Annotated in this window: 26 protein-coding genes and 1 tRNA gene; 13 read left to right on the top strand and 14 right to left on the bottom strand. The window is 61.5% G+C overall.

Translation table 11 applies throughout. From position 1 onward, the window contains the following. Nucleotides 1-29: 29 nt before the first annotated feature. Nucleotides 30-106 (bottom strand) — tRNA-Pro (locus E4O92_RS23235). Between the two features lie 95 nt (nt 107-201). Continuing rightward, nucleotides 202-1,110: a 16S rRNA (cytidine(1402)-2'-O)-methyltransferase gene (gene rsmI, locus E4O92_RS23230; protein ID WP_135192014.1), complete on the bottom strand. Its 909-nt coding sequence runs from the start codon at nt 1,108-1,110 to the stop codon at nt 202-204. Between the two features lie 155 nt (nt 1,111-1,265). On the opposite strand from rsmI, the gene E4O92_RS23225 reads away from it, so the two are divergent. The 6 genes from E4O92_RS23225 (at nt 1,266) to E4O92_RS23200 (ending at nt 5,501) form a co-directional block, all read left to right on the top strand. Continuing rightward, entirely contained in the window at nt 1,266-2,312 is a 1,047-nt protein-coding gene (locus E4O92_RS23225) for a penicillin-binding protein activator (RefSeq protein WP_229483688.1), read from the top strand. A gap of 1 nt (nt 2,313) precedes the next feature. Further along, on the top strand, nt 2,314-2,661 hold the full coding sequence (locus tag E4O92_RS23220; RefSeq protein WP_135192012.1) for a YraN family protein: 348 nt from the start codon (nt 2,314-2,316) through the stop codon (nt 2,659-2,661). Between the two features lie 56 nt (nt 2,662-2,717). After that, complete coding sequence (locus tag E4O92_RS23215) at nt 2,718-3,311, top strand: phosphoheptose isomerase (RefSeq protein WP_135192011.1); 594 nt, start codon at nt 2,718-2,720, stop codon at nt 3,309-3,311. Then, nucleotides 3,308-3,958 (top strand): BON domain-containing protein, encoded by a 651-nt coding sequence (locus E4O92_RS23210; protein ID WP_135192010.1) that lies wholly within the window; start codon nt 3,308-3,310, stop codon nt 3,956-3,958. Before E4O92_RS23215 ends, E4O92_RS23210 begins: the two co-directional genes overlap by 4 nt. A gap of 63 nt (nt 3,959-4,021) precedes the next feature. Next, on the top strand, nt 4,022-4,543 hold the full coding sequence (locus E4O92_RS23205) for a peroxiredoxin family protein (RefSeq protein WP_135192009.1): 522 nt from the start codon (nt 4,022-4,024) through the stop codon (nt 4,541-4,543). Between the two features lie 328 nt (nt 4,544-4,871). After that, nucleotides 4,872-5,501: a hypothetical protein gene (locus E4O92_RS23200; protein WP_135192008.1), complete on the top strand. Its 630-nt coding sequence runs from the start codon at nt 4,872-4,874 to the stop codon at nt 5,499-5,501. Here E4O92_RS23200 and E4O92_RS23195 read toward each other — a convergent pair. Then, complete coding sequence (locus E4O92_RS23195; protein ID WP_135192007.1) at nt 5,498-7,495, bottom strand: helicase-related protein; 1,998 nt, start codon at nt 7,493-7,495, stop codon at nt 5,498-5,500. The two genes, E4O92_RS23200 and E4O92_RS23195, sit on opposite strands and share 4 nt — an antisense overlap. A 290-nt stretch (nt 7,496-7,785) precedes the next feature. Here E4O92_RS23195 and E4O92_RS23190 point away from each other — a divergent pair, with 290 nt between their 5' ends. The 5 genes from E4O92_RS23190 to E4O92_RS23170 all read left to right on the top strand — a co-directional run bounded on the left by E4O92_RS23190 (nt 7,786) and on the right by E4O92_RS23170 (nt 12,052). Next, on the top strand, nt 7,786-8,487 hold the full coding sequence (locus E4O92_RS23190; RefSeq protein WP_135192006.1) for a YIP1 family protein: 702 nt from the start codon (nt 7,786-7,788) through the stop codon (nt 8,485-8,487). A gap of 4 nt (nt 8,488-8,491) precedes the next feature. Next, the gene (locus E4O92_RS23185) at nt 8,492-9,715 is read left to right on the top strand and encodes an efflux RND transporter periplasmic adaptor subunit (protein ID WP_135192005.1); all 1,224 of its coding nucleotides are present in this window, start codon (nt 8,492-8,494) and stop codon (nt 9,713-9,715) included. Beyond that, nucleotides 9,712-10,401 (top strand): ABC transporter ATP-binding protein, encoded by a 690-nt coding sequence (locus tag E4O92_RS23180; RefSeq protein ID WP_206076931.1) that lies wholly within the window; start codon nt 9,712-9,714, stop codon nt 10,399-10,401. Before E4O92_RS23185 ends, E4O92_RS23180 begins: the two co-directional genes overlap by 4 nt. Then, nucleotides 10,398-11,618 (top strand): ABC transporter permease, encoded by a 1,221-nt coding sequence (locus E4O92_RS23175; RefSeq protein ID WP_167759866.1) that lies wholly within the window; start codon nt 10,398-10,400, stop codon nt 11,616-11,618. The genes E4O92_RS23180 and E4O92_RS23175 overlap by 4 nt, the downstream gene beginning before the upstream one ends. Before the next feature lie 221 nt (nt 11,619-11,839). After that, nucleotides 11,840-12,052 carry a hypothetical protein gene (locus tag E4O92_RS23170; protein WP_135192003.1) on the top strand — a complete coding sequence of 71 codons (213 nt, stop codon included), beginning with the start codon at nt 11,840-11,842 and terminating at the stop codon, nt 12,050-12,052. Here the strand turns inward: E4O92_RS23170 and rtcA are convergent. The 4 genes from rtcA to E4O92_RS23150 form a co-directional block, all read right to left on the bottom strand. Next, a complete protein-coding gene (gene rtcA, locus E4O92_RS23165; RefSeq protein ID WP_135192033.1) occupies nt 12,040-13,083 on the bottom strand; it encodes an RNA 3'-terminal phosphate cyclase in 1,044 nt (347 codons plus the stop codon). The two genes, E4O92_RS23170 and rtcA, sit on opposite strands and share 13 nt — an antisense overlap. Nucleotides 13,084-13,142: 59 nt before the next feature. Then, nucleotides 13,143-14,378: an RtcB family protein gene (locus E4O92_RS23160; protein WP_135192002.1), complete on the bottom strand. Its 1,236-nt coding sequence runs from the start codon at nt 14,376-14,378 to the stop codon at nt 13,143-13,145. A gap of 285 nt (nt 14,379-14,663) precedes the next feature. Further along, nucleotides 14,664-14,894 carry a hypothetical protein gene (locus E4O92_RS23155; RefSeq protein WP_135192001.1) on the bottom strand — a complete coding sequence of 77 codons (231 nt, stop codon included), beginning with the start codon at nt 14,892-14,894 and terminating at the stop codon, nt 14,664-14,666. A gap of 9 nt (nt 14,895-14,903) precedes the next feature. After that, nucleotides 14,904-16,457, bottom strand: coding sequence for a vWA domain-containing protein (locus E4O92_RS23150; protein WP_135192000.1), 1,554 nt, complete (start codon nt 16,455-16,457; stop codon nt 14,904-14,906). 198 nt (nt 16,458-16,655) lie between these two features. On the opposite strand from E4O92_RS23150, the gene rtcR reads away from it, so the two are divergent. Beyond that, nucleotides 16,656-18,260 (top strand): RNA repair transcriptional activator RtcR, encoded by a 1,605-nt coding sequence (rtcR, locus tag E4O92_RS23145; protein WP_135191999.1) that lies wholly within the window; start codon nt 16,656-16,658, stop codon nt 18,258-18,260. 146 nt (nt 18,261-18,406) lie between these two features. Here rtcR and E4O92_RS23140 read toward each other — a convergent pair whose 3' ends face one another. Then, nucleotides 18,407-18,931 carry a hypothetical protein gene (locus E4O92_RS23140; protein WP_135191998.1) on the bottom strand — a complete coding sequence of 175 codons (525 nt, stop codon included), beginning with the start codon at nt 18,929-18,931 and terminating at the stop codon, nt 18,407-18,409. Nucleotides 18,932-19,442: 511 nt separating this feature from the next. On the opposite strand from E4O92_RS23140, the gene E4O92_RS23135 reads away from it, so the two are divergent. Then, on the top strand, nt 19,443-19,673 hold the full coding sequence (locus tag E4O92_RS23135) for a hypothetical protein (protein WP_135191997.1): 231 nt from the start codon (nt 19,443-19,445) through the stop codon (nt 19,671-19,673). A gap of 135 nt (nt 19,674-19,808) precedes the next feature. Here the strand turns inward: E4O92_RS23135 and E4O92_RS23130 are convergent, their stop codons facing one another. The 6 genes from E4O92_RS23130 to E4O92_RS23105 form a co-directional block, all read right to left on the bottom strand. Then, nucleotides 19,809-20,243 carry an STY0301 family protein gene (locus tag E4O92_RS23130; protein WP_307721762.1) on the bottom strand — a complete coding sequence of 145 codons (435 nt, stop codon included), beginning with the start codon at nt 20,241-20,243 and terminating at the stop codon, nt 19,809-19,811. A 56-nt stretch (nt 20,244-20,299) separates the two neighbouring features. Then, nucleotides 20,300-20,746 carry a BPSL0067 family protein gene (locus E4O92_RS23125; RefSeq protein ID WP_135191995.1) on the bottom strand — a complete coding sequence of 149 codons (447 nt, stop codon included), beginning with the start codon at nt 20,744-20,746 and terminating at the stop codon, nt 20,300-20,302. Nucleotides 20,747-20,940: 194 nt separating this feature from the next. Further along, complete coding sequence (lipA, locus tag E4O92_RS23120) at nt 20,941-21,924, bottom strand: lipoyl synthase (protein WP_135192032.1); 984 nt, start codon at nt 21,922-21,924, stop codon at nt 20,941-20,943. Nucleotides 21,925-22,053: 129 nt separating this feature from the next. After that, a complete protein-coding gene (lipB, locus tag E4O92_RS23115) occupies nt 22,054-22,761 on the bottom strand; it encodes a lipoyl(octanoyl) transferase LipB (RefSeq protein WP_135191994.1) in 708 nt (235 codons plus the stop codon). Nucleotides 22,762-22,856: 95 nt separating this feature from the next. Further along, on the bottom strand, nt 22,857-23,123 hold the full coding sequence (locus tag E4O92_RS23110) for a DUF493 family protein (protein WP_135191993.1): 267 nt from the start codon (nt 23,121-23,123) through the stop codon (nt 22,857-22,859). 77 nt (nt 23,124-23,200) lie between these two features. Further along, nucleotides 23,201-24,118 carry a LysR family transcriptional regulator gene (locus E4O92_RS23105; protein ID WP_135191992.1) on the bottom strand — a complete coding sequence of 306 codons (918 nt, stop codon included), beginning with the start codon at nt 24,116-24,118 and terminating at the stop codon, nt 23,201-23,203. Nucleotides 24,119-24,165: the final 47 nt, after the last annotated feature.

Here is a 24,165-nt window from a genome sequence, read left to right as displayed (position 1 = left end):
CACCTTTCGATGCTGGCCTTCGCTATACTTGGTCGGAGTACAAGGATTCGAACCTTGGACCCTCTGCTCCCAAAGCAGATGCGCTACCGGGCTGCGCTACACTCCGACGAGGAGGCAGATCATACCGGCTATGCACATTCCGGTCAAGGCGAAACGGCAGAAACCCTGATTTTCAGGCATTTTGGTATCAGCCGGGCGCCATCACCCGCCCTTGAGCTGCAGCGCGCGGTCGTACAGCGCGTTCTTCTTGCGTCCCGTGATCTGCGCCGCCAAGTGCGCCGCTTGCTTGACCGGGCACTCCGCCAGCAGGATTTGCAGGACGCGGTCGGCCTCGGCCTCCAGTGCGTCGTCGTTCTCGGCAACAGCGCCTTCGACCAGCACGACAAATTCGCCACGCTCGCGGTTCGGATCGGCCTTGATCCAGGCCAGCGCCTCTTTCATCCGGCAGCGATGGATTTCCTCGAACAGCTTGGTCAGCTCGCGCGCGAACACCACCTGCCGGGTCGGTTCGAACGCCGCCGCTAGCGACGCCACGCAGTCGACGATCCGGTGCGGCGCCTCGTAAATCACCAGCGTGGCGGACATGCGCGCCAGCCCGGCCAGCTCCGCCTCGCGCTGCTTCGCCTTGGCCGGCAGAAAACCGACGAAATGGAAGCGGTCATTCACCAGCCCGCTGGCCGAGAGCGCCGTCACCGCTGCCGAACAACCCGGCACCGGCACCACGTTGAGCCCCGCATCGCGCACCGCATCGACGATGCGCGCCCCCGGATCGGACACGGCGGGCGTGCCGGCATCGGACACCAGCGCCACCCGTTCGCCCGCCCGCAGGCGAGCGACCAGCTTGTCCGCCGCCTCGCGCTCGTTGTGCTGGTGCGCCGCGACCATCTGCTTGGACAAGCCGAAACGGGCGAGCAGGGCGCCGGTCTTGCGCGTGTCTTCGCACGCGACCACGTCGGCCAGCGCCAGCAGGTGCAGCGCGCGCAAGGTAATGTCCGTCACGTTACCGATGGGTGTGGCCACCACGTACAGCGTTGCGGTAGGATAGGACTGCTGGGCTGCCTCTTGCAGGATGGGGAGCCGTGCAATCAGGCTGGACTGGGATTCTGTCATCGTAGGGGAACCATATGCTGATAAAAAGTCTCGCTGGCCTCATTGCCGCCGCAGCCTTGGGCTTGTTTGCGGGCTGCAGCACAATGTGCGCCGAGCCCGGGGCATTTTGCGCGCCCGAGGTGGCAAACACAAGTGGGCCGCCTCCGCCGCCGCCCGTGGCAATCCCCGCGCCGCCCGGCCCGGCTGCCATGCCGCAGCCGACGCCCAACCACACCATCCGCATCGCCCTGCTGTTGCCGCTCAAGTCTAGCACCCTCGCCAAAGCCGCCGAGGCTGTGCGCGACGGCTTCATGGCGGCGTGGGATCACGACCGGGACGGATTTCTGATCGACGTGATCGCCACCGGCGACACCCCGCAGGAAGGGCTGGACGCCTATGCGCGCGCCGCCGCCGAGGCGGACATCATCGTCGGCCCGCTGACCCGGTCCTCGATCGACCTGCTGGCCGGCAGCGCGGTACTGATCCGGCCCACGATCGCGCTCAGCCACTCGCAGGGAGTGGCCTTGCCACGCCAGATGCTGGCGGTCGGGCTGTCGAACGAGTCCGAGGCCGACCAGGTCGCGCAATGGGCGGCGCTCGAGCACCCGAACGGGCGGGCGCTGGTCCTGGCCGGCCCGGCCGTTTGGCAGCAGCGCATCGCCAAGGCGTTCGAGGCGAGCTGGGCCGACCTTGGCCGCTACAGCCAGCGCGTCGACCTGCCAATCGAAAATAACACGGTCGACAAGGACGCGCTCGACCAGCTCGGGGTCCGGGTCGGCGTCGACCGCCCGGAGCTGTTGTTCGCCGCACTCGATCCCAACGAATTGCGGCAGGTGCGCTCCGCGCTGGTGCTCGTGATTCCCAGCTACGGCACCTCGTCCATCAATCCGGGAGAACCCGGGACCAAGGTGCCCGAGCTGGACGGCATTCGCCTGGTCGACCTGCCGTGGGTAGTTCTGCACGACAACCCCGGCGTGATGGCCTACCCGCGCCGGCACGCCAGCGGCCAAGCGCTCGACCTGGACCGCATGTACGCGCTGGGCATCGACGCGTTTCGCATCGCGCGCCAGGTCGTCCAGCATCCCAACGCCCCGTTCACGCTGGACGGGGTCACGGGCCTGCTCACCATCAGTTTCGACGGCACCACGCAAGGCTTCGCGCGCAAGGAGGCGCCCGTCATCTACCAGGACGGCGCGTTCCACCCGGCACAGGGTACGCGCTGACATGCGCTCGCCCAGACAGGACCAGGGCCGGCTGTGGGAGCGCAGCGCGCGTATGCACCTGGAACGGCACGGGCTGGCGCTGGTCGAAGCCAACTTTACTTGCCGCGGCGGCGAAATCGACCTCGTGATGCGCGAACGCGACACCCTCGTTTTCGTCGAAGTGAGGCAGCGCGCCGGCTACCAGCATGGCGGCGCCGCCGCCAGCATCACCCCGGACAAGATCCGGCGCCTGGTGCGCGCCGCCCAGACCTACCTGCTGCGCTTTTCCCGCCCCCCGCCGTGTCGCTTCGATGTCATCACAATTGACGGCGATCAGCTCCATTGGTTGCGCAATGTCATTGAAGTGTAAGCAATTTATTCAAGGCTTGCCCGCCGGGGGTTTCCACTGCACTATAATCCTCGGCTATGAATACTCAACGCATCCTCGCTCATTTCCAGGAGAGCGCCGACCTGAAGACCCGGGCCGCGGCGGCTCTGTCCCAACCGATTTCGCAGGCCGTTGAACTGATGTTCAGCGCCCTATCCAACGGCAACAAGATCCTCGCCTGCGGCAATGGCGGCTCCGCTGCCGACTGCCAGCACTTCGCGGCCGAACTGGTGGGCCGTTTCGAGCGCGAGCGCTTTCCGCTGCCGGCCATTGCGCTGACCACCGACACCTCGATCATGACGGCGGTGGCCAACGACTACAGCTTCAAGGAAGTATTTTCCAAACAAGTCCAGGCCTTCGGCCAGGCCAGTGACATCCTGCTGGCGATCTCGACGTCCGGCAATTCGCCGAACGTGCTGGCCGCGGCCGAAGCCGCGCTCGAACGCGAGATGCGCATCGTCGCACTGACCGGCAAGGACGGCGGCGCGCTGGCCAAGCTGCTCACCGATGCCGACGTGCATATCAACGTCCCGCATGCGCGCACCGCGCGCATCCAGGAAGTGCACCTACTGACAATCCATTGCATCTGCGACGGCATCGACGTCGCGCTATTCGGAGGAGATGACGAATGAATAAAACTGGCCAGACCCTGATCCGTCCGCTGGCAAAAGCCGTGTTGTGCGGCGCGCTGCTGGCATCGCTCGCGGGATGCGTCGAAATGATGGTCGGCAGCGCCGTTGTCGGCGCGGTCGCCACCGCCGACCGCCGCACCCTGGGCGCGCAAACCGAGGACAAGGCGATCACGGTCAAGGCCGAGTTCCAGGTGCCCAAGATCGCCGGGCCGAATGCCCACGTCAACATCACCAGCTACAACCGCAAGGTGTTGCTGACCGGTGAAGTCCACAGCGAGGAAGCGAAGCGGGCGGTCGAGCGCGAAGTGCGCGGCATCGCCAACGTCGAGAACGTGATCAATGAGCTCATCATCGCCGGCCCGTCGAGCTACACCTCGCGCTCGTCCGATGCGCTGGTCACCACCAAGGTCAAGGCCAGCCTGATCGACAAGAAAACCGTGTCGGCAGTGTCGTTCAAGGTCGTGACCGAGAACGGCACCACCTTCCTGATGGGCATCGTGACCCCGCGCGAAGGCAATATCGCGGCCCAGGTGGCACAGGGCGTATCGGGCGTGCAGCGCGTGGTCAAGATCTTCGAATACATCAGCGAAGAAGACCTGAAGCTGTTGCAGCCGCAGTCCGCGCAAACCTCGACCACCAACTCCTGAACGCGGTTCCAGGCGCCGGCGGCCGGGCTATAATGGCCAGGCCGCCAGCATGAGGACAAGATCATGACCGCTCCCGCTTCCCCCCGTTCCTGGAAAACCCCGGTTGCACTGGGCGCGGCCCTGCTCGTACTTGCCGGCATCGGCTACGCGACCTTCGCGCGCAGCGTGCCGGCGCCCGACGTCACCTTCATCAGCATCGATGGCCAAAAGATCAGCACCCAGTCGCTGCGCGGCAAGGTCGTGATGGTCAACTTCTGGGCTACCTCTTGCACCACCTGCATCCATGAGATGCCGGCGATGGTCGACACGTATAACAAGTTCAAGGGACAGGGCCTGGAATTCGTGGCGGTGGCAATGAGCTACGACCCGCCGAACTACGTGCTCAACTACACCGAGACGCGTAAGCTGCCGTTCAAGGTTGCGCTGGACGCCAGCGGCGACATCGCCAAGCAGTTTGGCGATGTGAAGTTGACGCCGACCACCTTCGTGATCGGCAAAGACGGCAAGATCATCAAGCGCTATGTGGGCGAGCCGGAGTTCCCGTCGCTGCATGCGCTGCTGCAAAAAGCCTTGGCCGCAGGCTGAGGCGCATGACATCACGGAGCGACAGCCTGCGTAGGGTGTGCAGCTTTGCTGCGCACGCGGTCACCGCGTGCCGACTTGCGGCTACGGCATCGCTGCGCTGCGTTCGCGAACCGCGTGCGCACAGGTACGCACCCTAGCTCAGAATCGGGTCGAGCCAGCACGGCGCCTCCGCAGGAAGTCCAGCAGTGTCCGGAAACGACAGCGAATACGCTTCGCGCCAATGCCACAGCACGCCTGCGCTAACTCAACCCGATAACGGGACATTCAGCCAAGCTTGACCCATTCGTCCACTGCCAGCCCGCGCTCATGCTGGCGAAAGGGAAATGTGATGCGCACGCTATGGGGCACCGCCGCACTGTTGTTGTGTTTGTCCGCCTGCACCACCACCAGCTCGGTTCGCGAACATCCGGCGGTGCTGCGCTACCAGCACGTCGCCAACGTGCACGAAATCCGCTTTACCAACCCGGTCCAGCTACCAAGCCGCCTTGAACCGGTCGACTTTGTCCGGCCGCGCGACAGCAGCGGCTTCTGGGCCGTGTTCGTCCTGTGCGAGGCCGATACCAGTGACATCGTCCTGCCGGGCTTTCGTTTCAATGTGGACGACGTACGCATTCAATACGGCAAATACCGTTTCGGCCCCTTGCAGCCCTACACCCTGCGCTACCAGGGATCGCTTGACCTGAACACGCCGAAGGACACGCCCCTGATCGTGCAGGCGATCGGCGCCGAGATCCACCAGGGTCCGCGCAGCACCGTTTTCGAACGCGGCCACTTCACGGACCTGCACTTCCGCTTTGCGATCTTCGTGCCGCGCGCTCTGCCGAACTACGCGGGCGAACCTCTGCAACTGCGCTACCTCGGCCAGCCCGCGATCCTGCACGACAACGGCTATCCGCCGTCCGATATCCGTGTGGCGGGCGGCAGCGGCGGCGGCATCGCCGCGCGCTGCCTGCCCTAGCGGTCGAAGCGTCCGCGTTTGCCCTCGCGCTTGCCCTTCCTGCGCGCCGCCGCGTTCTGCTCGCGCAGCAGCGAGTCGACCCGTTCGGACGCATCGCGCGCCAGTTCCTGCGCCTCTTCGATGCTCGGGAAGTATTCGGCGATCCGGTAGCCGAGCCAGGCGTAGGCCGAATACATGCGGCAGGTATCCTCGACCTCCTGCAGGTTCTGCCAGTACAGCTCCTGCGGATGCGGCTGCAGCTTGCACACCTTTTTCTTCGACAGCGACAGCGCCCAATGCTCCCAAGCGTGCTGCAGGCTCGGCACCTTGGTCGAAATCGGCACCAGCGACAGCGTATACTTTTCCGCCACCGACAGCGGCAGACTGTCCAGCCATTCGGCGCGCTCGTTCTGCTCCTCGGTGATCTTGGGGAAGAAGAAGCCGTCCGGCACGTCGATGTTGTGGACGAAGCGGCGCAGCAGCTTGACCAGCGAGTCCTCGCCGGTGACCGACGCGATCCGGTGCAGCTGCTCGAGCGAAGGCGCAACCGCGAAGCCGGTAGCCGGCACCGGCGGCACCTTCTCCCGCATCAGCGAGCGCATCACGTGGTGCGTCTCGTCGTCGTAGCCGGCCACGAAGCCTTCCTCGTGCACGCCATAGCGCCCGGCGCGGCCGGCGATTTGCCTGGCCAGCGCCGCCGAAATCTCTTCCTCCTCGATGCCGTTGTACTTGACCGCGGTGGTCATCACCACGCGCTGGATCGGCAGGTTCAGGCCCATCGCCAGCGCGTCGGTGCCGACCACCACGTCGGCCTGCCCCTCGCGAAAGCGCGCGGCCTGGGCGCGCCGCACCTCCGGCGACAGGTTGCCGTAGACGGTGGACACGGACATCCCGGTCTCGGTGATCATATCGCGCCACATCAGCACCTCGCGCCGCGAGAACGCGATCACCGCGTCGCCGCGGCGCAGGTTGCGCAGCTTCCTCACCGGGCCCGACTCCATCGACAGCGGCGCCTTGCGCTTCAGGACATGTACCTCGAGCGGGCACTCGAGCCGCTCGGCCAGCGCCTCGATCGCGCGCCGCGCCTCGGGTGCCCCGACCAGGTACACGGTATGCGCCGGCGCGCCGCACACCGCGGCGGTCCAGGCCGCTCCGCGGTCGCGATCGGACAGCATCTGGATCTCGTCGATCACCGCCACCTCCACCGGCGTCCTGGTGTCGAGCATCTCGACCGTGCTGGCCACGTGCGTGGCGCCGTCCGCAAGGCGGCGCTCCTCGCCGGTGATGAGGCTTACCTTGATCGGCGCGCCATTCGGGCCGGTGGCCTCCTGCAGCCGTTCGTAGTTCTCCAGCGCCAGCAGCCGCAACGGCGCAAGGTACATGCCGCTTTCCGCCTTGGCCAGCGCTTCCATCGCCTTGTGCGTCTTGCCCGAGTTGGTCGGGCCGAGCAGCGCGATGAACTTGCGCGCCATCTTGCTCGCCACCTCGAACGAGGCGGGATATTCGGCCAGGTTGATGCTCTCCTTGGTGCGCTGGGCGTGGCGCTCCTCCTGCTCGCGCTCGATCGCGTGCTCGAGGCGCTGCGCCAGACGCTCGAACACATACTCGGCCGGCTCGGAGGTTTCGAGCTCGGCCAGCACATGCAGGAACAGCATCGGATCATAGCCCGCCTCGTCGGCCCGCTCGGCGGTCTCGCGCACGAACGCCTCCGCTTCGCTCTGCAGCTCCTCGATGGCTTCGGGCGTGGCGCGCTCCACGATCAGCTGGCGGCGCGCATCGGCCTCCATCCGGCGCCACTTGCTGGGCTTGGCCAGCACCCCGCGCGACGGCACCAGCCGGTAAGGCACGCGCAGGCCTTCGTAGCGGACTTCGCCGTCAAAGCGCAGGAACACCCGGCCTTCCATCTTGACCAGCTCGATGCCGCGTTCGGCCAGGTTCAGTTCATGCGCCAGCAAGGCGTCGTCGTCTTCCGCCGCGGCGTGATCGGGTTCGTTGTGATTAGGTGAATATTTCATGTTGCGACTGCGCGATTTCTGATTGATACGCACTATATCGCGGAAGAAGGGGACAGGTGGCATCGAAACGCACCACTCCGCCAAGTTGCACACCCTCAGCAATAGACCTCCTCGCCGGTAATCAGGCTGACCTTGATCCGCGCGCCATTCTCGCCAGCAGCCGCCTGTAGTTCTTCAATCTGCGCGATATGCATTACGACATGCATATGTCCCAAATAACTCATTGTGACAAATGGTCGGTTACATGCTCAAATGACATACAATAAGTTGCTACGAATAAAGGAGACTATATGGCTACGCAAGCGTTCTTCGACATCGGTAATGTTTTTCTGGAACCCACGCGCACCTTCGCGCGCCTGAAGACCAAGACCCATGCCTGGCTTCCTCTGCTCATCCTGATCCTGCTGAGCTTGGCTGTCACCTACTGGTGGGTTGCCACCCTCGACTTCGACTGGTTACGCGAGCACATGCTATCGGCGAAACCGAATGTAAAGCCCGAAGCGCGCGCGGCCATGGAGCGCTTTATGACGCCCACGACCATGATGTGGATGGCAGGGCTCGGCGCCGTGATCGGCACACTGCTGATCTGCGCGGTGGCTGCCCTGTATTACCTGGTGGCCGGCAAGATTATTGGAACCGCCGCCGATATCAATTATGGCAAGTGGTTCGGCTTCTCCGTCTGGATTAGCCTGCCCCGCCTGCTCGGGGTGCCGCTGTCGATGCTGCAGATCATGACCTCGCATGGACAACTGGCGCCAGAAGACCTGAACATGGTCTCGCTCAACTACCTGCTGTTCCACCTCCCGCAATCGAATCCGTGGGCTGGCCTGGCCGGCAATATCGACCTGACCACCATCTGGAGCATTGCCCTGGCGGTGTTTGGCCTGAAAGCCTGGACCGGGCGTTCGACCGGAACCTGCGTGACTGTCGCCCTGCTGCCCTACCTGATCGTGTACGGCCTGTGGGCCACGAAGATCGCCGTCGTCGGGTGAACGCATGCGAAAAAAACTGATTGGCGCGGCCGTCGTGGCGGCCTTCCTCATCGTCCCGGTGGCGGTCAAATTCTCCGGCGGAAAGCCGCGCCACGAAGCCGAGGTGGCGACCGTGCAAAAGCTGGAAATCCGCCCGACGATTCTCGCCACCGGCAACCTGGTGTTCCGGCAAGAAGTCCAGCTATCGGCCGAGGTGATCGGCAAGGTGGCAGCGGTGCTGGTGAAGGAAGGCGATCACGTCACCCGCGGGCAGCCCCTGCTGCGGCTCGACCCGACCGTGTACCTGGCCACAGTAGCGCAACAGGAAGCCAACCGCCGCAATGCCGCGATCACCATCGAGCGGGCGCAGATCGACCTGGCCAACCAGGAGCGTAGCCTGGAGCGCACCGGGCGGCTGTACAAGGAAAACTACATCGACATTTCCAAGTATGACGACGCCGTGCATCAGGTCGATGTGGCCAAGGTTCAACTGCGCGCCAGCCGCGAGAACCTCGAACAGGCCAGCGCGCTTTTGTCGCAGTCGCGCGAGCACCTGGCCAAGACCGAGGTGCGCGCACCGATCGACGGCACCGTGACCGCGGTGCCGATCAAGGTCGGCGAGACCGCCGTCGCCAGCGCGACCGGCATTGCCGGCTCCTCCCTGATGACAATCGCCGACGTCGGCTCCATCATGGCCGAAGTGAACGTGGACGAAGCCGACATCGCCCGGGTCGCGGTCGGCCAGCAGGCCAAAGTGTTCCCGGCGGCCTTTCCCGACCAGCCCCTCCAGGGCCGCGTCGAGAGCGTCGCGATGGCGCCCAAGAGCATGCTGGCCCAGGCCAGCCAGGGACGCAGCTATGTGGTCAAGCTGCACCTGATTGACCCCAAGCTGGCCTTGCGTTCCGGGATGACCTGCCGCGTCGAGATTGTCGTCGGCAGCAGCGCCGCCAAGCCTGCGGTGCCAATCCAGGCGATCCTGAACGAGGAAGTCGCCGGCGCCAAGGACCGCACGAAGAACGTCAGCTACGTGTTCGTCATCCAGGACGGGAAGGCGAAAAAGACGACGGTGGACCTGGGACTATCCGACGACGCCAATCAGGAAGTGACGAAGGGGCTGGCGACCGGCCAGACGATCGCGGTCGGCCCGGCGCGCCTGCTGCGCCAGCTGCGCGACGGCGACCTGGTGAGTGTCAAGAAACCTGAGCTGAAGATCGCGGACGTCAAGACGGCAGCCGGAGCCGGCAAGTGATCCGCCTGCAGGGCATTACCAAACAATACCGGATGGGCGACCAGACAGTGCATGCGCTGCAGGGCATCGACCTGGGCATCGAAGGCAACGAGATGGTTGCGTTCATCGGTGCGTCCGGCTCCGGCAAGTCGACCATGATGAACATCGTCGGCTGCCTCGACCAGCCGAGCAGCGGCCAGTACTGGCTCAACGGCCGTGAGGTGGCCGCCATGTCCGGTGACGACCTGGCGCGCGTGCGCAACCAGGAGATTGGCTTCATCTTCCAGAGCTTTCACCTGCTGCCGCGCGCCAGCGCGCTCGACAACGTGGCCCAGCCGCTGATCTACCGCGGCACCCCGCTGCGCGAACGCCTGGCGCAGGCCGAACGGGCGCTCAAGCGCGTCGGATTAGGCGAACGGATGCACCACCGCCCGAACGAGCTATCAGGCGGCCAACGCCAACGGGTGGCGATCGCGCGGGCGCTGGTCGGCAACCCGTCGATCCTGCTGGCGGACGAACCGACCGGAAACCTCGATTCCACCACCAGCCGCGAGATCATGGACCTGATCCGCGAAGTGCACGAGGGCGGCCAGACCGTCATTATCGTGACCCATGAGCCCGAGATCGCCGAGCAATGCCAGCGCGTGGTGCGTCTGCGCGATGGCAAAGTCGTGTCGGACATGACGGCAGCAAGGGGAGCGACATGAACCTGCTTCTGGAAAGCCTGCGCTCGGCGCTGATGTCGATCCGCGCGCATCGGCTGCGCAGTTTCCTCACATCGCTTGGCATCATCATCGGGGTGGCCTCGGTGATCACCGTCATCTCGCTGATCCAGGGCCTGTCCAAGAGCGTCAGCGACCAGTTCGAAGGACTGGGCGGCAACGGCCTGACGCTGCGGCCGCACAACGAGTTCAAAGACATCATGCGCGGCAAGATCAATTACCTGCGCTTCGACGACGTCGAGCAGCTTCGCCTGCGGGTCGACGAAATCCGCGAGCTCAGTCCGGTCTTCTCGCCCAACGCCTCGGAAGTGCGCTTCACGGGCATGTCGACCACCGCCCGGGTGTTCGCCACCACGGCCAGCTATCAGGAAGTGAACCAGCGCTATGCGACAGTGGGGCGCTTCATCAGCGATTCCGACAACGCCAGCGCGCGCCGCGTGGCCGTGATCGGCGAAAAGCTGATCGAGGAGCTGCACCTGCCGGCCAATCCGGTAGGACAATTCGTGCTGTATGCGAACGAGTGGTTCAAGATCATCGGCGTCATGGAAAAGCGCGGCGAGATCTTCGGGATGTCGCAAGACAATTACATGATCATCCCGTACAAGACCGGGCAAAGCATTATCGGCAACAACACACGGCCGCAACTGCAAATTACGCTGGCGGTGCGCGACCTGAGCAAAATAGAAGAGACGCGTAGCCACATCCGTACGGTCATGCGCCAAACCCACCGACTGACGGGGGACGAGCGCGACGATTTCGAGATCGAATCGGCGGACCATATCGCGAAGTCCTTCGACCAGATAAGCACCACCGTGACGCTGGTGATGGGCGGCGTGGTCGGCATCGCACTCCTGGTTGGCGGGATCGGCATCATGAACATCATGCTGGTGTCGGTCAAGGAGCGGACACGCGAGATCGGCATCTGCAAGGCGATCGGCGCCCGCAGCCGGGATATCCTGCTGCAGTTCCTGATCGAGGCGGTCACCTTGTCGCTGCTGGGCGGCCTGCTCGGGCTGGCGATCGGCTACGCGCTGGGAGTGGCAATCGCCAGCATGATTCCCAACTTCCCGCCCGCAGTCGTTCCGTGGTGGGCGGTGGCGCTGGCGGTGCTGTTTTCGGGGACCGTGGGTGTGGTGTTCGGGGTGGTGCCAGCCAGCCAGGCGGCGCGTCTCGATCCCATCGAGGCGTTACGCTATGAATAGCATACCGAAAAGCTATGTCATCGCTAAGTGTGGGAGGTCCGCCCAGCGGGCGCAAAGTCTCCGTAGGGTGTGCACGAAGTGCGCACGCGGTCACCGCATACTGACCTGCGGCTGCTGCTTCCCTACGCTACGTTCGCGAACCGCGTGCGCACAGGTGCGCACCCTACGAAACCCACACTTACCGGTGACATAGCCTATCGAAAAGCAGAGCAGGAGGATCTATGTCCAATGCAGACTGGCCAAGCCGGGGAAAGTCGGTATCGCAATTGATAAAGGAATTGCAGTCCTTTGAGAACCAGGATATGGAAGCGCGCATTTCAATAGATGGAGGCGCGTCTTCCGTTCCGATTTCCTTGGTAGGCAAATTCAATAACCGTTTCGCATTGCTGCTGAACTGCGAGGACACGCCGAGCGTTATCAGTCACGAAAACTGAGTTTCGCGGCCCGTGCTGGATTCGACCGAACAGGTATATACGCCGCTCTGCTCATCGAATAAAAAACGCACCGGCAGAAATCGCTCGATCACATGTGCATTTGTCCTGCCATGCAGGGAGACCTTGGCAGTCGTGAAGCGTCCGCCGCCGGCCAGGGCCATCGGTAACATCAGCTGGTCGGCCAGATGCTCACCCACCGCACCATCGGAAGCAAGGTAACGCTGCGCTTCCTTTATCACCAGGCGCGCCACAACATCAGAACGCAAGGACTTTTCGCCGATGGCGGTAAACACCTCGGTAACGTGCTCGTATTCCAGGGTGATCAGCAGGGCATTTCCAGGGCCTTGGTCGGCGGGCAGGATGCATTCGCGCAGTTGAGAGGCTTCCCAGCCCATGCCAGCGCGGATGCCTTCCAGCTCACGTTTCGCCACGCCAGCCGGGATGCCGGCGACAAAGCTCTCGGCATAGGCGGACACACGTTCTCCACGCGACATCCATTCGAAAGGACGCAAGCCGCTGCATGGCAGGATCGTGGCAGTCACTTCACCGCCGCCAGCCGGGTAGAAACCGAAGCGATGCAGCTGAAAGTCGACCGTCGCGCCCAAATCGGCCAGCGTCCGCGCGTAGGCGCGCTGCAGAAAATGCGCCGGCGGGGCCATAGGATTATGCGTTCCCCCCACGACCCGCACGGTCGAAGGACGGTTCGCGAACAACAATGCCGGTACCAGCGTTTGCAGGACGAGCGTGCAGCTGCCGGCCGTGCCGATGGCAAACCGGTAGTCGCCGCCACGGATCGCGCCAGGCGTGAACGTCAACGCCAGCGAACCCACTTGTGCGCCTTCGGTTTGGGCGCCGCACACCTCGGCCGCCGCTTGCACGGCCACCAGGTGCTGGCGCATCAACCCTGGCTTGGAACGGTTCGCGCGGATGTTTTGGATGCGAAAAGGCTGGCCCGTCAGCATCGACAGGGTCAGCGCAGAGCGCAGTATCTGGCCGCCGCCTTCTCCTGCAGAGCCGTCTAATTCGATCATTTCTTCTTGATCTCTCTTCTTGTTATTGGCCGCCTGCGTGGGCATCCGGATTGCAAAATTCAGCCTTTCACGCAGACGATCTGTTTCAGCGTGTGCACAACTTCGACCAGGTCACGCTGCGCTTCCATCACCGCATCGATGTCCTTGTAGGCCATCGGGATTTCGTCGATGACGTGTTCATCCTTACGGCATTCCACGCCTTCGGTAGCCCTGACCTGGTCTTCCACGGTATAGCGACGCTTGGCCTCGTTACGGCTCATGGTGCGGCCGGCGCCGTGGCTGCAGCTGTGGAAGCTTTCCGGGTTGCCCTTGCCGCGCACGATGTAGCTCTTGGCCCCCATCGAGCCCGGGATGATGCCCAACTCGCCTTCGCGCGCCGATACGGCGCCCTTGCGGGTGACCAGCACGTCCTTGCCGAAGTGGTTTTCTTTCTGCACATAGTTGTGGTGACAGTTCACCGCTTCCACGTGCGTCTCGAACGGCTTGGTGATCACGGTGCGGACCGCGGCGATCAGGTTCTGCATCATCACCTCGCGGTTCATGCGGGCGAACTTCTGCGCCCAACCGACCGCTTCCACGTAGTCGTCGTAGTGCTGCGTGCCTTCCGGCAGGTAAGCGAGGTCTTCATCCGGCAAGTTGATGAAATGCGTGCGCATATCCTTCTTCGCCAGCTCGATGAAGTAAGTCCCGATCGCATTGCCAACCCCGCGCGAACCCGAGTGCAGCATGAACCAGACGAAGCCCACCTCGTCCAGGCAGATTTCAATGAAATGGTTCCCCGTGCCCAGGGTGCCCAGATGCTTGTAGTTGTTTGTGTTTTTCAGCTTCGGCGTCTTTTCGCAGATGGCGTCAAACTCGTCCTTCAACTGCAGCCAGGCGATATCAACCGGTTTCGGCGGCGTGTCCCACGAACCCTTGTCGCGGCCTTTGAATCCGCGCGTTTTTGGCGACATGCCGTGCGGGACCGAGCGCTCGATGGCCGAACGCAGCGGGCCCAGGTTATCCGGCAAATCGTTCGCGGTCAGCGTGGTCTTGGCAGCCATCATGCCGCAGCCGATATCCACGCCCACGGCCGCCGGGATGATCGCGCCCAGCGTCGGGATCACGCTGCCGATGGTCGAGCCTTTACCCAGGTGCACGTCTGGCATCGCTGCGATGTGCTTGTAGATGAAAGGCATCTTTGCCGTGTTCGACAGCTGCTTTTTGGCTTCTTCCTCGACCGGCACGCCGCGCGTCCACATCTTGACCGGGCTGCCTCCCTCTACCGCCATGACGTCGAAAGTTTGCTTTTCCATAGTTCTCTTCGTTAGTGATAACAAGTGATGACGAGGATTGATGGAATGTTTCCCTGAGCTATCGGCTTGCGCCGACCCGGAGTCGAACCGGGGCCTCCGGGTTTGCCCCGGTGCTCTGTCCATGTAATTCCATCTGCATTCATCGAAAAAAGTGGCGACAAGGTTGGGTGGAACAGGTGCTCTACCAACTGAGCTACGGTGGCGGTATTTTGCCTCCGGCGGGATTCGAACCCGCGACAGCCTCATTAACAGTGATGTAGTTCCACCGGCATTCGCCGAAAGTTGTTAAAGCTCCCCGACAAGGATCGACAGGACATTCTGCCAGACCTGTTCGACCTGGCAGGCCGGAATCGAACCGGCGTCACCAGATGTAGTCCTGCCTGCATTCAGGGAAACCGTTACTTGGGCATTGGCCCGACGAGTAATCGGCGTGACGGCACACGTCAGGTTTGTAGTCACACCGGCATTCGTCCTCTGCCCAAAATCTGTACGTCCAACGCTGATGGTCCAGCCCATGACGTTCTCCTAAATTGTGATCGACTCGATTTCACCCACCCACTGCGCCGCACCCAACTGGCCGGCAGCGAAGGCGGCGATGATGTTGAACACATCGTCCGAAAAACCGCCGATGTTCAGCACATCCTTGCTTTCCTTGGCCTGCGTCGTGGCATTGGGCGTGACGTCGATGCAAACCAGTTTGGCGTCTGGATTGCGTTGCTTGAACACAGCCCATTCGCGCATCGTGGCGGTCGCACCATGGCGCGTCGCGTCGATCCACGATTCGTTATCCGATACAAACACGACCAAGTCGGCCTGCATCCGTTTTTTGTTCATAGCTGCCAGCGGCGCGCTGCAGTTGGTACCACCGCCGCCGATCGATGCCAGCTTTTGCGCGTTGGTCAGAACCGTGTCGCGCGGGTTCAGGCCGAGCTTCACTACATCCACCTCGAACGGCAGCACCACGGCATCCTCGTTCTTGCGCAGGATGGCGGCCGCCACCAGCGCGGCCACGTCAACGCAACGCACCGCCGTGGTCGCGCCGGTGCGGTAGCCGCTCACCGGCCAACGCATCGAACCCGACACGTCCGGGCACACCACGACTTTGCCTTCCAGCGCCGGCACGTTCGCCAGCGCGATTTCCAGCGCATCCTGCAGCGCCTCTCGGATCGCAAAGGGCACGTTGTCGCCAGCCGACTGGCACGCGGACAGAAGCTGGTACGGGAAGACCTTCGCCTTCGCAATTGCCGCCGGATCGCGCAGCTTTGCCGCGATCGCTTCCGTCATGCCGGGCAATTCGTACACGCCGTGGCGCGCAAACGTGTTCAAGTTCATACGCACCATTTGCCAGCCGCCTTGCCGGGCGATCTGCGCCCAGTCCGCCGTTTGCAAGTCCAGCGCGGTCAGCATCTGGAACGGCACGTCCGGTAACGGTTGCGAGCGGTCCTGCTTGTAAGCCTCGAACGCTTTCACGGCTGGCGGCAGGTTAGCCGCGTTGTACGGTTTGCCGATCAGCCAGGCGAAGAAAGCTTCGCGCCAGGCTTCGGCCGGTTTCGGGTGCACCATCTTCACCACGTCCGCCAGCGACGGATTGTCGCCGACCGCGGCAGACAGCAGCGCCTTTTCCGACGCATTGTTCAGCCAGGCTTGCACCAGCTTTTTTGGCCGCGTGCCCAGCGATTTGCGGCCGGTCGCGCCGGAGCGAATGATCTGCACAAAATTGCGCAGCATTTTGCCGTTGTCGATCACCCGGCCAAATGCCGGCGTCAATTCCGCAGCGCCTTTGGAGGCCAGAACGGCGGCCAGTAGCGCAGGCATGTCCTTCATGTAGCCGCGCTCACGGCAATAGATCGCGGTTTGCGCGATGAAACGTGCATCCACTTCTTTGCCAAGGGCGAGCACCGTGTCGAGCTGCGCTTGGGCCGATGCGTAGTAAGTGGCATTCAGGCAGCCCGTCGCAGCGTACTGCGCCAGTTGCTGCTTCGGCGACAAGGCATAGGCCGGGGCGAACTCGGCGTTCATGGTATCGGTGGCCGGCAAGAGTTTGCTCTTCAGACTCTGGAACAAGTTAGCGTTTGCCATTTTCATTTCCTCGTTTTTCTTGGTTTGTACCTTCCTTATTGCAATGGCCGTGCCAGCTCTCCTTTTGACGCCCTTGCCTGCCTTGTAAGTAGCTGATTCTTATGAATTTTATTTTGATAATCGCAGGCCGGATCTCATTTACCTGATTCGAGGAAATATGTGATAAATTATCTTTTCAGATAAATATTTATCCAAAAAATGAAGAAGAAACGTACCGTAGTGATCGGCTTTGTCGGCAGCCAGCTCGATAGCGGCAAAGGCGCCACCCGCTGGGAAAAATGGCGTCCGACCGTGGCCCTGACGCAGCACGAAGAAGTGGTGATCGATCGTATCGAACTGCTGTTTAACGGCAGGCACGGCGACTTGGCGGAATTGGTCAAAGTCGATATCGCCTCCGTTTCGCCGGAGACAGAAGTTAATTCGCATCGCGTGCAAATGAACGATCCATGGGATTTCGAACAGGTGTATGCCGCGCTGTTCGATTTCGCGCGCGGCTATGCATTCGATCCGGACAACGAGGAATACTGGATCCACATCACCACGGGCACGCACGTCGTACAGATCTGCATGTTCCTGATGACGGAGGCGCGTTACTTCCCCGGCCGCCTGCTACAGACAGCGCCGCCACCCCGACATGCAGCGGGCAAACCGGGCACCTTCGCGCTCATCGATCTCGACCTGTCGAAGTACGACCAGATCGCCCAACGCTTCACACGCGAACAGGAAGAAGGCGTCGCTTTCCTGAAGTCTGGCATCGCCACGCGCAATGCGCGCTTCAACAAAATGATCGATGAGATCGAACGTGTGGCCATCAAGTCGAAGGCACCGATGCTGCTGATGGGGCCGACCGGCGCCGGCAAATCATTCCTGGCGCGCCGCATATACGAACTGCGCCGGGCCCGGCACCAGATCGACGGCAAGTTCGTCGAGATTAACTGCGCGACGCTGCGTGGTGACGGCGCCGGTTCGACTTTGTTCGGGCATACCAGGGGAGCGTTTACCGGTGCGGCATCGGATCGCGCTGGTTTGCTGCGCAGTGCACACAAGGGTCTGCTCTTTCTTGACGAGATCGGTGAGCTGGGCCTGGACGAGCAGGCAATGCTCCTCAAGGCCGTCGAAGAAAAGCGCTTCCACCCGGTCGGCTCGGACAACGAAGTCCAAAGCGACTTCCTGCTGATCGCCGGCACGAATCGGGACCTGTCGAAGGAAGTGGTCGCGGGCCGTTTTCGCGAAGACCTGTTCGCGCGTATCAATCTGTGGACATATGAACTGCCCGGCCTGACCGCGCGAGCCGAAGACATTGAGCCCAACATCGATTACCTGCTCGCCCAATTCGGCGCGGAGAACTCGCAGGTCGTGCGCCTGAATAAGGAAGCGCGCAGCCGTTACATGGATTTCGCCATGTCGGCGGAAGCGCAGTGGGTGGGCAATTTCCGCGACCTGTCCGCGTCAGTGCAGCGTATGGCGACGCTTGCGGAGGCGGGACGTATCACAGATGTAATCGTGCAGGACGAAGTTGGACGACTGCGGCGTCTGTGGCAGCACTACTCAGATGAGGCGGCAGAACCAAGTGAGATCGATTTGGTGGAAGTCCTTGGCCAAAAAGCAGCTGGGCTGGACCTGTTCGATGCCGTACAGCTCAAGGCGGTTATCGAAGTTTGCCGAAAATCGAAGACCCTTTCGGATGCGGGAAGGAAGCTGTTTGCCATCTCCCGCAGTGCCAAGGAGCGACCAAATGACGCGGATAGGCTAAAGAAATACCTGGCACGGTTTGACCTGGTATGGGATGACGTGCGGCAATGAAAAAATGGAGTTGGGAGTTAAAAAATTACTGACACAAAATGCGGTAATTAATGAGCCACTCTCGGCGCCGATTAACCCGAGACAGCAGCCGGACACGGAGTCACGATCGGCGCCCCAGGGAGCCCAGGGCTCCCGTTGGCAGTGAACTAATCCCGGGTGTCGAAAGGCTCACGGACGGTGGTAGCCCACGCATACATGAAGGTCGCACAAAGCCCACCTTGAAAAGCGCTTAAAAAAGCAATTAGAAGCGTCATCAACGATGAAGGCAGGGCCGCTTTTCCGTCAGCAATGTCTTTTTGCTCTTTGGATATCACTGCAATCAGGGTTATGCACGGCGAAAGGTCGGACAGCCCATTTTTTGCGGTGCCGGTTACGTCATTGACCCAAGCGCGCTGACAATGAGCGCGTAGTAGCTCTTGCGTCCCAGGGGAATCTTGCACCACTTTGTTTACGGCGTCTTCCATGTTGCTACCCGCATTTAGAACGGCTTGCATTCCGTATAAATAGCAAGCTAGGAAAGTTACAGCAAGACCAAACCTGACCATGCTCAAATGCTTTCGAAAGTAGTTCCTATCTAAGACAACCTTATAACCGCACAAGGCGACAAAGCTGATAATGTAGGTGAAAGTAAAACGCCATTCGAGGGACTGTCGTACTGTGTCAATGTTCAATTTAGATACCCTCAAATTGGAGTTAGCGCGGCAGAAACGCCGGCAAGTACAGAATATTGGATTTATTTCCTCTTGGCAATTTTAGTATGATCATTATTTAGCTGAGGGGGCGATATGGGATGTCCGGTGGGCTGAGCCCTCGCCATGGCGGCCGATCTCTAGAAGGCACAAGATCAACTAGAAGGAAACCAAATGCATGTAACACCTTGGTCGAACGGTAAAGGGACTTACGGCGTCCGTGTGGGACGCGCCAATCGAGATGCATTCTTCAAACCAGCGTGGAGTCAAATTACTCTGGACCTCGGCGGTACGATCCGTCCATTCAAACTGACACCCGGATTCTGGAAGAACTGTCCCGAGCTTAGGGATTCGGGCACCAACTGGATTGAACAATGGCTCCTCCGTGAATCAGCAATACCTTGGCCGCCATACCACCCACCAAAGTTTCGGCTCATCCCCATAGGAGCAAATAGTTTCAGGCTAGAGGCCTGACTTCGAATACGGAGAGCTTATGAGCGAAATCAACGTATCCATTCGCTTCGTCGATGGAGGTCTTCAGGAATATGCTAAAGACCTGGATTTCTTATCCCGACTGCATCTACTTCAGTCACAGGGGCTTGCAGGAAAGCGTCTTGTACATGAACTGATAAGTGACGACTGGGGGCCTCCGCCAAGAAGTGTCGAAGTCTGGGGGAAGGACGCTAAAGGGCAAGACTTCAGCATCCAAATTCCTTACGCATAGATGCATGGCCACACTTTCAGACCTTGTTCCAGATGCGAATACAATTCTCTCGCTTGAGCCGGAAGAGCTGGCCGGCTTGGCCAAAAAAGAGTTGTGCAGTAAGGACTGAATTGCGACAGGGAACACATCTAGTCCCTACTTACACGTAATGTCGGCGACTCGATACACCGGCTTTTTGCTGGCGGAATCGGTATATTCACGGTTATACGTCACAGCGCATTCCTTCGTCGCAGTCGGCAGCTTCATGGCTTGGTACAAGCTCTCCCCGTAGTGGCAGATGATCCACTTGCCCAGCTCCCGCTCTGGCGGCAGAGGGTACTTGGTTTCGATCACGGCCCCACCCTTCTTCTTAACGGTCGGCGGATCGCGCAACTCACCCCAGGAATCTCGCAGCGATCCAGTAGTGAAAATCGCCTCAGCGCCGAGCAAAGGACGCGTGCCGGAAGGACCGTAGATTCCGGTCCATCCAGCCGGTGATTCAACGGTCACCTGACGGACATCGACCATCATGGGACAGGCAATGCGCTGTCCAGCTCTCGCAACCCCAGAAAACAGGACACAAAGGAGCATTAAGGCTAATGTGGCTAAGGTTAAGTGCTTGATGTCGTTTGCGCGCATGGCGGCCTTTACTCGATGATGTAGAACATGCTGGCATTGTCCGAGATTGGCCAAGCAGCGGCGTTCTTACCGTATGGCAGAACGTCACGGCTACTGATATGGTCCTTCTTGAAGTGGGCGCCGGGGTGGGGATTCCACTGGTCCATCATCTTGATCGCCATAATCTTGCACTGCCCAGTCTTCGGGTCGAATGTGCAGCTGGTAATGGGCCACAGAAACAATGCAGCGTGACGGTGGCCATAGGTAGGGTAGCGGCCGTCAACGAAAGTAGCGATGGCAGTTCCCTGCTCGATTTGCCTGCCGGATGCCAGCACGTCAATGACGTTTTCCCCTGGTTGCCACCGCGATGTGTGGCCGACCCACGGCAGCAGGTTTTGGATGAGCCGAGCGCACTCTCCTCCATCGACCTTCGGTTTGTTTTCTAGGAAGAGCGCACCGTGATAGACGAAAGACATGACGTTCTCCACGAGAAGTACATGCCTCATTGTGGTGTGCCTATCGGAAACGCTATTGACGTACCGAAAGGAAGATTGACAATTTATCTCATTAACCAAAAGTAATTCACAGAGCGGCGACGATCAAAGCCGATCCAGAAAAAAACCGGGGTAGGCTGCTGCCTGACCCCGGCTTTGGCTCAGTGGTGAGACGCTTACGCCGCCACACCTGCCTCATGCGCCTGCTGGTCCGCGTGGTACGACGATCGCACCATCGCGCCCACGGCCGCGTGCACGAAGCCCATCTTGTACGCTTCCTCTTCGAACATCTTGAAGACGTCCGGATGCACATAACGGCGCACCGGCAAGTGCGAATTCGACGGCGCCAGATACTGGCCGATGGTCAGCATGTCCACGTTGTGCTCGCGCAGGTCGCGCATCACCTCGAGGATCTCCTCGTCGGTCTCGCCCAGGCCCACCATCAGGCCCGACTTGGTCACCGCGCCCGGATACTTCTCCTTGAAGTCGCGCAGCAGCACCAGCGAGTGCTTGTAGTCAGCGCCCGGGCGCGCTTCCTTGTACAGGCGCGGCACGGTTTCCAGGTTGTGGTTCAACACGTCCGGCAGACCCTCGGCGAAGATGTTGATCGCCTTTTCCAGACGGCCGCGGAAGTCGGGCACCAGCACTTCGATCTTCGTGCTCGGGCTCATCTCACGGGTCTTCTGGATGCACTGCACGAAGTGGCCAGCGCCGCCGTCACGCAGGTCGTCGCGGTCCACCGAAGTGATCACCACGTACGACAGGCGCAGATCGGCAATGGTCTTTGCCAAGTTGTGCGGCTCGTTCACGTCCAGCGGGTCCGGGCGGCCGTGGCCGACGTCGCAGAACGGGCAGCGGCGGGTGCACTTGTCGCCCATGATCATGAAGGTCGCGGTGCCCTTGCCGAAGCATTCACCGATGTTCGGGCAGCTCGCTTCCTCGCACACCGTCACCAGTTTGTTGGCGCGCAGGATGTCCTTGATCTCGTAGAAGCGCGACGAAGCCGACGCCGCCTTCACGCGGATCCAGTCCGGCTTCTTCAGGCGCTCGGTCTGCTCGACCGGCACGATCTTGATCGGGATGCGCGAGGTCTTGCTGGCGCCCTTCTGCTTTTCGCTGGCGTTGTAGGGAACAGTACCGGTGTCGGTGTTGGTAGTCATCTGGCTCATGCCCTTTTGGGGCGTTCAGTTTGGGTTGTTCGGTTAAGAGGTCATTTCAAATTGAGCATGGCTGCGTTGCGGCTCCTTGCCGTGCAACTGCACTGTCTTCGTCGCCGCGCCTTGCCCTGCTCATTTTGAAACGACCTCTTGCGGCTGGACCGGGTCAAGGTTAGCGAGGTGGCCCACCAGGGCTTGGGCCAGCGCGTGCTGGACGTCGGCCAGCGGCGCTTCCACGCCCATGGTGCGCATGTCGACCGTGGCCAGGCCCGAATAGCCACACGGGTTAATCCACGAGAACGGCGCCAGGTCCATCGCCACGTTCAGCGAAACGCCGTGGTAGGTGCAGCCGTTGCCGCGCACCTTCAGCCCCAGCGCGGCGATCTTGGCTCCCTTGAGCGGGCCTTGCGCGATGTAGATGCCGGGCGCGCCGGCAACGCGTTCGCCGTCGAGATTATACGCCGCCAACACATCGATCACCGCCTGTTCGATTTTTGCCACAAACTGGCGCGCGTACAGTTTGCCGCCAGGCTTGTTGCGGCGCAGGTCCATCAGCAGGTAGATCACCACCTGGCCCGGGCCGTGGTAGGTCACTTCGCCGCCGCGGTCGGTCTGCACTACCGGAATCTGGTGCGTCGGGATGCCGGGGCCGGCCAGCAGGTGCCCGCGGTCGGCGCCAAGGCCAAGCGTGAACACCGGCGGGTGCTCGACGATCCACAGCTCATCAACCGTGTCGGGGGTGCGCGCGTCGGTGAAGGCGCGCATTGCGGCGAACGTCGGCTCGTAGTCGGCGCGGCCAAGCTCGCGAATGATCGGCATGGCGGGGCGGGTCGCTTGCATGGGGAAGTCGTGGGGAAATGGACAGCCCCGTCATTATAAGCCAGGCGGATGCCCGCCGCCGGGACCATGCCGCCAGCGCATCACAAACGCTGTGCTTACAGCACCACCTTGACCATCGGATGGGCCGACAGGCTGCGGTACAGGTCGTCGAGCTGCTCGCGGCTGGTGGCGCGCACGATCACCGTCAGGCCCATGTACGTGCCCTTGGCCGACGGGCGCTGTTCCATCCGGCCGACGTGGAAGGTCGGGTCGTACTCGAGTATCACATCGGTGATCGTGGCGACGAAGTCCTCGTGCGCCGTGCCCATCACTTTGATGGGGAAGTCGCTGGGATATTCGATGAGGGAATCTTTCGGGTCCATGGGGGTATCCAGTGCAAAAATCGCATTGTAGCCAAAGTCGCCAGTTTGGATCGTCCTCTCGGCAGAAGTGTCGCGATTCAGCTCAGTCCTTGCTTTTCCCAATATCCCGGGGCGTTGTAGATACCTTTCAGGTAATCAATGAAATGCCGGATCTTGGCAGGCAGATAGTGCTGCTGGGGATACACAGCCTGGATCGGGTAACTGCGCACCGCGAATTCATCGAGCACGGTCACCAGTTCGCCGCGCTTGAGCTCGGCCTGAATTTCCCATGTGGAGCGCCATCCGATCCCCAGTCCCTGCTTGACCCAGCCGAACAGCAGTTCGCCATCGTTGCAGGCTAGATCGCCATCGACACGCACCGCGAACAGTTTGCCGTCGCGCTGGAAGGTCCATCCGCGCTGCTGCCCGCCTTGCAAATTGAAGGCCAGGCAGTTGTGGTGGGACAGGTCTTCGGGCGTTCGGGGCACGCCGTAGCGTTCAAAATACTCGGGCGTGCCGCATACCACTCGCCGGTTTGGGAAAAGGGGAACAGCCACGTAGTTTGGATCTTGCACTTCGCCGATGCGGATCGACATGTCGTACCCCTCGCGCACCAGGTCCACCACGCTGTCGGTGAAGTTGAACGACATCTTCAACTCGGGATTGATCGCCTTGAAGGCCGGTGCGTGCGGCGCTACGTGCGAGCGCCCGAACGCGGCCGGCGCGGAAACCACAAGATGGCCGCGCACCGTGCTGCGCCCCGCACTGATGCTGTTCTCGGCAATATCGAAATCGCGCAGCAACTGGCGGCAGGTCTCGATGAACTGTTCGCCCAGGGCGGTCAGGGTCAGGCCGCGGGTTGAGCGATGCATCAGGCGCACGCCAAGGCGCTGCTCGAGCGCGTCCAGCCTGCGGCCCATGACAACCGGAGTGACGCCCTCAACCAGCGCGGCGGCGGCGAAGCTGCCTTTTTCGGTGACGAGAACGAAGCTCCGGATTTCTGTATAGCGGTCCATTCAATACTCCAAGTATCGACAGAGCCGATGGTAGCAGCAATTCTTCG

This window comes from Massilia horti, from assembly GCF_004614195.1.
GTDB lineage: Bacteria > Pseudomonadota > Gammaproteobacteria > Burkholderiales > Burkholderiaceae_D > Telluria > Telluria horti.
Note: the sequence above shows the minus strand (reverse complement) of the source record. Positions and strands in the feature narration are given on the sequence as shown.